This window comes from Desmonostoc vinosum (genome assembly GCF_059505385.1).
In genome coordinates this window covers 1-8,444 of sequence record NZ_JCACKM010000226.1, presented here as the reverse complement: position 1 = coordinate 8,444, position 8,444 = coordinate 1, and the positions used below count along the sequence as shown (strand labels likewise).

Here is an 8,444-nt window from a genome sequence, read left to right as displayed (position 1 = left end):
AAGAGAGGGGTGGAATGGCAACATTCCCCTCGACTCTACCTCTCGGCGGCCACCCGGAATGGTTGATTATAAAGCTGATTTAGTTATTAGTCAGTTATTGTTTGAGGTGATTTTGAAATGGATAAATTAGAAACATATCGTCAAATCATTATTTACAGCACTTTGCAAGTAAATGAAGTACACATCTTAATATGATAAATCTTGTGGGGTGGGCATCCTGCCCGCCCTTGTGTACTTCATTCAGATGAAATGTGCTGTAAATGTTATGTATGCAGCAAAACCCGCATTTTTTAGCGTTCGTCTACCCTTGTGATGACCCGGAGGTAAAAATGGATAAAGTCGAGCTAAAAGAATGTTTGAAAAGTCTAAATTAATACTAACCCCGGCGATTAGAAATCGCGACTATACAGACAAAACCCATCTCCGTGGATTTCAAGAACTCGATTTTCCGTGTTTTCCAAAGGAGGTGGACTAAGCTTTGTGTAGTAGTGAATTTTATTCGCCCAAAATGTTTAGATATTTGTCTATTAGACTTATTGCAAAAATACTTGAACCGTCAGAGACTCAAGTCTCTCCCTAATAGCAAAAGTCCGTTGAAACGGACTAAAAATATATTAGTCGGTTGAAACCGACTTGAGTATCAGCCAGAAAATTTATTTTCTGGCGAGTATCCGACTTTTACAAGAGGTCTATTCTAAATTTTGCAAACCGATCGCAATTTTACTATGCTTCTCAATTTGCCCCATTACTTGTTTGGCGCGTTGAATTACCACCGCTGGTAAACCCGCTAGCCTTCCAGCTTCAATGCCATAAGATTTATCAGCACCCCCCGGTTGGACTTGGTGCAAAAAGATAATTTGGTCGGGTAATTCTTTAACTGTCACCTGATAGTTTGCGACATTTGATAACATTCCCGCAAGTTCGTTTAATTCATGATAGTGTGTGGCAAAAATTGTTCGCGCCCGAATATCAGTTGCGAGATATTCAGCGACAGCCCAGGCAATAGAAAGACCATCAAATGTTGCTGTTCCACGGCCAATTTCATCTAACAATACCAACGACCTAGATGTGGCATGATTAAGAATATTTGCAGTTTCATTCATCTCTACCATAAAGGTAGATTGACCAGTGGCTAAATCATCAACTGCACCTACACGAGTGAAAATGCGATCGCATATTCCCAACCTCGCAGACTTAGCAGGTACAAAACTGCCAATTTGCGCCATTAACTGAATTAACCCCACTTGACGCAGATAACAACTTTTACCACTCGCATTCGGCCCAGTGAGGATGATTAAATCAGTAAGTGATGAATTTCCTACTTCCCCACTCCCCACTCCCCACTCCCCACTCCCTAACTCAGTCGAATTCGGTACAAAAAACCCCGCAGGTAAAGACTGTTCGACCACAGGATGACGCCCATCAATAATTTCTATTTCCCTTCCTGGCAGCATTTCTGGACGACAGTATCCTTGATGCACCGCCAACTCTGCTAAACCACACAACACATCTGCCGCCGCCACCGCACGAGAAAGATTGCGAATTACATCTGCTTGGATACTCACCTCATCCCGTAGTGCGACAAAAATCTCATATTCCAACTGATTTAAATCATCTCTTGCTATGAGAATTCGTGCTTCCCGTTCCTTCAATTCTGGGGTTATGTAGCGTTCCTCGTTTGTTAAGGTTTGTTTACGTATATAATTTGACGGCACCTGGTCGGATTTGGCTCGGGAAATACTGATATAATAACCAAAGGTTTTGTTAAATCCTACCTTGAGTGTAGGTATTCCTGTTTTTGCCCTTTCATCTACTTCTAAATTAGCAATCCATTGCTGATCTGCCTCTACAGTTGCTTTTCTCTCATCCAACTGGGGATTAATGCCAGCGCGAATTAATCCGCCTTCTTTAATGAGTATGGGTGGCGACTCCACAAGATGAACGTGTAATTTTTGTGCTAGTTCTTCGAGGATGGGTGGTACTTTTTGTAAAGCTTTTAAAAAAGGCGATCGCGCATCAGCCACTAAGCGAGATAATTCTGGTAAGCGGGCGAGAGAATCTGCTAAAGCCGCTAAATCTCTAGCGCTAGCAGTACCTGAACTTGCCCTTCCTGTCAATCTTTCCAAATCATAAATTTGCCGCAACAACTGCCGCAATTCCTGACGCAGTGTGGTATTTTCTACCAATTCTTGGATGGTATCTTGCCGTGAGCAAATTCCTTTAATATCAACTAATGGTTGCAATAACCAGCGCCGTAAAGCCCGCCCACCCATTGCAGTACTGGTTCTATCTAATGCCCACAATAGAGAACCGTGATAAGTACCATCACGCACGGTTTGGGTAATTTCTAGGTTACGGCGGGTTTGTTGGTCAACGATTAGATAGTCAGTAGTAGTATAGGTGCGTAGCCTTTGCAGCGAAACCGGGTTTTCTTTTTGTGTGTCTTCTAAGTATTCCAAAAGACCGCCAGCCGCACGGACAGCGAGAGGCAGATGATCGCAACCTAGCCCTTCGAGCGATCGCACTTTAAATTTCTGCAATAATCTAGATCTAGCCTCAGCTTGGGAGAAAGGGACTTGCGATCGTAGGCAATAACAAAATGATGGCGGCAGACATTGTGGTAGATGCGGTGATGTTTCCCCTGGACGTAGTAAACTACCCAAATCGGGAGCATTGCTAGGAACCAATACTTCCGCAGGCTGCAAACGCATTAGTTCTTGTGTGAGATGTTCTAAATCACTACCTTGAGTAGTTAAAAATTCCCCTGTGGAGATATCTGCATAAGCTAAGCCCCAATGATTGGCAGCAATTACCACGGCTGCTAAATAATTGTTGCGGCTTGATTTTAGCATCCCTTCTTCCAGCAAAGTACCAGGTGTGAGGATGCGCGTTACTTCCCGTCTTACTAGTCTGCCGGCGGCTTCTGAAGCGTCTTCTACTTGGTCACAAATTACCACTGCATAGCCTTTTTCTACTAGCATCGTCGTGTAGCGTTCCCAAGCGTGGTGCGGAACACCAGACATGGCCACCCGTCCTTGTTCCCCTGCTTGCTTGCTAGTGAGGACTAATTCTAATTCTTGTGCTAGCGTCACAGCATCTTGGAAATAGCATTCAAAGAAATCTCCCACGCGATACAGCAACATTGAATGAGGATATTTATCCTTTGTTTCGACATAGTGGAGGTACATTTGACTTAGCTTACTGCGATCTACCTGTAGATGGTCACAAATAAAAGTACTCGCGTCAGCTTTGGTAGATGGAGTTTCAGAGTGAGAAGCGGTCATAGATGCTAGGAGTTACGCACAAAAAAGCCACAATATCCGATGATAACGCGATGTCACTAGTGAGGGGCGATCGCTCAAGAATTTTTTACTCTTGGGTGGATTTGTTGGTTGGTTCCATTTTTTCTGTTAGTGTGGTAAAAAGGCGATCGCAGTATCGCGAAGCCTCACGCACCCTAGCAATATTCAACAATTCCAAAAGCTTCGAGGTGTGTTTGATTTTTTGGTACTCACCTTTTATAGTGCTACGAGTTGCAGTTTTTAGGCTTGGTTCTAAACTATCTTTGTCAATATTCTCCACATTAGCATTCTTAGGAATAGCATTTTCTTTAAATCCTTGTCCATAAAATTGCTTCAGAGTTGACACATCAGCAATAAACCAAGCTTCCATTGCTTGTACCATTAAATGGCAGTGACTGTCATCAACTCCCAGTGGTGCATCCCAGTTATCCCTAAACTTCAGATGTTCCCAAGGAGATGGCTTGGTGACAGACGCTTCTGCATCAACAAGCAAAACATTAAAGGCTTCTGGATGAGATTTTAAAGCATTCTTAAAATCACGGAAAGCGTTATTACGAGAACCACAAATAGTAATATTCCATTTAATCTTTTTACTTTTAGCTATTTCTACAATTGGTTTTAAAAATTGGCTAAATCCTTGCCTAATTAAAGCTTTAGTATTCTTTCCATCACCACCACCTTCTATATAAATTCTCATCTCTGTTACCATCGATTACCCCCAATTTCACCCATCCGCCAGAGGTCGCCAATAGTATAATTTTCTAGCCAATTTTTGAGTCTATCAGGTTCAAGGCGGCGCAGGTGAGAACCTTTTTCATCGCGTTCGCATACCAAAATTGATTCAGGATATTCGTTTAAAGCAGAAACTAAAGCATCAGAATGAGTAGTAATTATGATTTGAGTTCGCTTTGATGCTTCTATTAGCATTTCTGCAATAGTCGGTAGAATATCTGGGTGTAACCCTATTTCTGGTTCTTCAATACATATAAGTGGTGGTGAAGTTGGATCTAAAAGTAACGCTATTAAAAACAAATAACGCAATGTACCATCGGATAAACGATTTGCCGGAATAGGTTGAATGAAACCTTCCTCTCGAATAAATATTTGTACTGTACCACCATATATCCTGACACTCAGTTCTTCTGCTGCCGCATAAAATTTTTTGAGTTTATCAAGAATTAATCTATTGCCTATTTTGTGTTGTAAATTATTTAAAACTAGACCTAAATTACTTCCATCTTCTAATAAAGGATGTTCAGGTAAATCAGTTTTTTGAGCATTTCTTGGTTCTGAATATCGCCCCATTTGCCAATGACGATATAAACCAATATTTGAAAACTCATTACTAAGATATGAAAGTTCTGGATACAAGTCAGGGTCTTTCCTTTGTGATAAAACTGACTGATCTGGAACTAAATCTTCTCGACGAAGAGTACGTTCAATACTTCCGGAATCATCGTCTATCTTCTTAATATTTAAAACTGGCCGGCCACGTTGGTATCGATAATAAAAATAGACATCTTGTTCGCCTGAATATCGCTGTTCATTCTCTACAGCTTCATCCACTAGTTCTAGTCTTTGTCCAGTTGCAGTCAAACTAACCTGATAACGTAAAATTTTGGATCTTTGAGGGTAATCTAAAGTAGCTTCTATTTTGGCTATTGGATTTTCCTGTTCACCCTTCCACAGAAACTCGCTAACTCCTCCACCTTGCCGAAATGGAGTTGGTAAGTCTGTTGGTGTTGCTTTTAAAATTCCAATTGCTTCAATTAAATTTGATTTACCAGAAGTATTAGCACCTATTAAAACATTTAGTGGTTGCAGTTGAATTTCTTCACTGTCACTTCCATAGGAAAGGAAGTTTTCTAATCGCAGAGTGCGGATAAATTTTTTACCTTCCATTAATTTTTTCTATTTAGTTAATTATCTATATTTTATTAATGTCATGCTTACTAGTAATACCATTTCTTTGTGAAACTGCGCCAAACTCTCCTAAACTCTTATCTTGGCGTTCTTGGCGGTTCGTTTTTAATTTTTTGTACTAAACCTAAGATAATTTAGCGCATCTTTAATACAGAATTGGTATAAGTACGCATATAAAGTCTATGATATCCCAGATTAACTTGACGTTACAGTTGAAAAGCGATCGCTCAAGAATTTTTTACTCTTTGAGTAGCGGTATTATAAACTTCAATTTTTTTTGAATTTAGTAGTTGACAAGTATAAAATTATACTTTAAAATTTAGACATGATAAAGGCGATCCCTCCTTCCGCCAAGAAAAGTGCGATCGCCTTTATCTAACCCCAGATATCGGAGTATAAATACAATCATGGCACAATCAGAAAATTCTGCCCAATCACAGTTAGAACAGTACTTGCGTGGCAAAGATTTTAATCCGCCTACTTTCAATCAATCAACAAAACCTGCATTTCCCAAGAGAGAACCTGTTAAACATATATTGATGGGTTCTGTGAAAGTCGTTACCAGCACAATTCATCAATTGCAGGTAATTGGCTACGCCAGCGTTGGCGACTGGAGTCCACTGCTACTAACCGGCAACGCAGATGAGGTGATGAGTATTTTAATCCGTCAAATTTTGACACAATAACTCACATTTAAAATTAGACGTCTTGCAAAAGTCGGATACTCGCCAGAAAATTTATTTTCTGGCTGATAACTCAAGTCGGTTTCAACCGACTAATAACAGTATTTTTAGTCCGTTTCAACGGACTTTTGCTATTAGGCAGAGACTTGAGTCTCTGACGGTTCAAGTATTTTTGCAAGAAGTCTATTGTAGAGACGTGCCATGGCGCGTCTCTACAGTTTGGTAGGGTGCTTTATGGACGATAGCAACCCAACCTACAAATATTTTTAATTACGAATTACGCGCTTCGCAGCGATAGCGAGTCATCGATAGCTCAGATCTTACACCTTTCAAACTGTCAGTCGCAAAACTTACCTAATTGTTCGGCTTCGCTCTCTACCGCCAGGGATTGTAAATCCCTGTCTTATAGCAAAAGTCCATTAGAAATGGACTAAATGCACAGACAAATAGATATGTAATTTTTATAACTTTATTGCGGCAGACTCATTGTTTTCACTGGTAGGTGCAAGATGTAAGCCTCCCACGGGCGCGATTAACGCTCCCGCAAAATATGAAACAAGCACATTTTTATGAGATTTCTCAAAGCCTTACTGTATAACGGTTATAAAATGTGCAAGTTAAGAGATAGCGTTAGCGAGGTACGAGCGTCAGCGGTAGCGATAGCGTAGCGTAAAGCCTACGGCATAGCTTCGCTTAGAGCGACACAGGAGCGTCGCGTCGTTACGAATTACTTTAGCGCGCATCGCCAATTAGGATAAATGGCGACCAATAAAAAGGATGACGATGGTCTGCAATTAACTTCAACTTAGCTTGTCTCAAAGCTTCACCTTTACTCATCTCCTGCTTCAGATTCTGATAAAAATCAACCATCAATTCCTGAGTTGCTGCATCATCAACTGCCCACAAACTAGCCATTACAGCTTTAGCACCAGCACGTTCAAATATATAAGCAACACCTGCAATTCCTTGACCTTTGGCATTAATATCTAAGGCAGTTTGACAGGCGCTTAAAGTCAGTAATTGTGTACCTTTTAATCCTAATAATGCCGCATCAGCAATGTTAAATTGTGTGTCCGCAAACAGCAATGTGTTATTTTGCAAGTTTAACTTTTTACAATCTGCATTTTGAAAACAGCCATGAGTAGCTAAGTGCAGAAAAGGAAAGCGCAAGGCTTGAGATTTGAACCTTGCAAGGGTGGCTCCATCGCGTATATAAGCTTTACTTCCTGGCAGTAATTGCTCAATTTTTTGGACTTCCGTTTCTGCTCCTGGTAACTTTTGCGGTTCGCGGGGTACGGGATTACCAAATGCTAAGACTGCTTTTTTTGTTTGAGTTGAAATACCTGGCTTCTCAACAAATTCTAAAGAACGAGTAGAGATGCGGCTGAGATAATTAATTGGGTATTTCTCGATTAAATATTGTTGAGTTTTGCTATCTCTGAGCGTTTCAAAAGGCAAATGGCGCAGTTTACCAGTGGTGATAATACTCACTTGTTTATCTGACAGTTTGATGGCATCTTCTACAGGGCGAATAAGGATATCGTATAGTTTGCCGCTAGTTTCGACATAGTCAGCATCACTGTCATCCTGTAGCTGCTGTAGATATTGGGTGAGTAATTTATCAAATTCACTAGCATTAATCGGGGTTTTAATAATATTTAGTTTGTCTTTAGTTAAGACAAAAATAGCAATAGAATTGGGTATGTCTATTACATTCGTCAACAAAACAGGTTGAATTACTACCGTACCTGTGGGGATTGAGGATTTAAGTTTATTAATATCTTCAGGTGTAGTTTCAAATAGTTCTGCGACTTCAGGAAAATCGCGGGATATTTCTGCTGCTTGCTGATAGACTTGCATTTCTAATTGGCGAATCTTTTGAGCTAAAGCTTCCGAATCATTAGTTTGTAGTTGTTGTCTTAATGATTCTAGTTGTTGATTTTGTTGATTCCACTTATTAATAGCTTGCTGTGCTTCAGAGTTCGCAATTTTGGCATTAATTAAGCGATTATAGTCAGCTAGCTCAGATGTGGTGAATAAATTAACCCATTCAAAGGCTTGAGCATCTTTTTTTTGCTCAATTAGGACATGAACTAATGCAGTTGCACTCCAATCATTTTGCTGTAAAAAATTTTGGCGATTTTGCTGCTGCAAACCCCGACGCATTTCTAAAGTGATTTGGAGAGATTTTTCTAAATCTGTAATGGCTTCAGTAGGTCGATTTGTCTTTTGAAATAATATACCCCTATTACCTAAAGTGGTAGCTTCGCCAGAGCGATCGCCCACCGCCCGAAGTATGGGCAGAGCTTGGTTGTAGAATGACAGTGCTTGCTGCTTTTGTCCTAAATCGTTGTAGACTTTACCGATGTTATTGAGTGTGGTAGCTTCGCCAGAGCGATCGCCCACCACCCGAAGTATGGGCAGAGCTTGGTTGTAGAATGACAGTGCTTGCTGCTTTTTTCCTAAATCGTTGTAGACTTTACCGATGTTATTGAGTGTGGTAGCTTCGCCAGAGCGATCGCCCACCACCCGAAGT

Annotated in this window: 6 protein-coding genes; 2 read left to right on the top strand and 4 right to left on the bottom strand. The window is 40.6% G+C overall.

The features are described from left to right. Window positions 1–689: 689 nt before the first annotated feature. From mutS to AC5JMF_RS26025, 3 genes are all read right to left on the bottom strand, one after another. Window positions 690–3,284, bottom strand: coding sequence for a DNA mismatch repair protein MutS (gene mutS / locus AC5JMF_RS26035; protein ID WP_495798603.1), 2,595 nt, complete (start codon window positions 3,282–3,284; stop codon window positions 690–692). Window positions 3,285–3,369: 85 nt separating this feature from the next. Next, a complete protein-coding gene (locus tag AC5JMF_RS26030; RefSeq protein WP_495798602.1) occupies window positions 3,370–4,011 on the bottom strand; it encodes a DUF4276 family protein in 642 nt (213 codons plus the stop codon). Further along, complete coding sequence (locus AC5JMF_RS26025) at window positions 4,005–5,204, bottom strand: AAA family ATPase (RefSeq protein ID WP_495798601.1); 1,200 nt, start codon at window positions 5,202–5,204, stop codon at window positions 4,005–4,007. The genes AC5JMF_RS26030 and AC5JMF_RS26025 overlap by 7 nt, the downstream gene beginning before the upstream one ends. Before the next feature lie 428 nt (window positions 5,205–5,632). Between AC5JMF_RS26025 and AC5JMF_RS26020 the strand changes: the two genes are divergently transcribed. Both AC5JMF_RS26020 and AC5JMF_RS26015 read left to right on the top strand, forming a co-directional pair. Further along, on the top strand, window positions 5,633–5,911 hold the full coding sequence (locus AC5JMF_RS26020; RefSeq protein ID WP_495798600.1) for a hypothetical protein: 279 nt from the start codon (window positions 5,633–5,635) through the stop codon (window positions 5,909–5,911). A gap of 22 nt (window positions 5,912–5,933) precedes the next feature. Beyond that, entirely contained in the window at window positions 5,934–6,134 is a 201-nt protein-coding gene (locus AC5JMF_RS26015; RefSeq protein WP_495798599.1) for a hypothetical protein, read from the top strand. A 506-nt stretch (window positions 6,135–6,640) separates the two neighbouring features. Here the strand turns inward: AC5JMF_RS26015 and AC5JMF_RS26010 are convergent. Continuing rightward, the coding region (locus AC5JMF_RS26010; RefSeq protein ID WP_495798598.1) for a CHAT domain-containing protein at window positions 6,641–8,444 on the bottom strand (1,804 nt) is incomplete at its 5' end.

What these genes read in the sequence shown, in the direction of transcription:
- mutS (WP_495798603.1), bottom strand. Translation starts at nt 3,284, where the DNA reads ATGACCGCTTCTCACTCTGAAACTCCATCTACCAAAGCTGACGCGAGT.
- AC5JMF_RS26030 (WP_495798602.1), bottom strand. Translation starts at nt 4,011, where the DNA reads ATGGTAACAGAGATGAGAATTTATATAGAAGGTGGTGGTGATGGAAAG.
- AC5JMF_RS26025 (WP_495798601.1), bottom strand. Translation starts at nt 5,204, where the DNA reads ATGGAAGGTAAAAAATTTATCCGCACTCTGCGATTAGAAAACTTCCTT.
- AC5JMF_RS26020 (WP_495798600.1), top strand. Translation starts at nt 5,633, where the DNA reads ATGGCACAATCAGAAAATTCTGCCCAATCACAGTTAGAACAGTACTTG.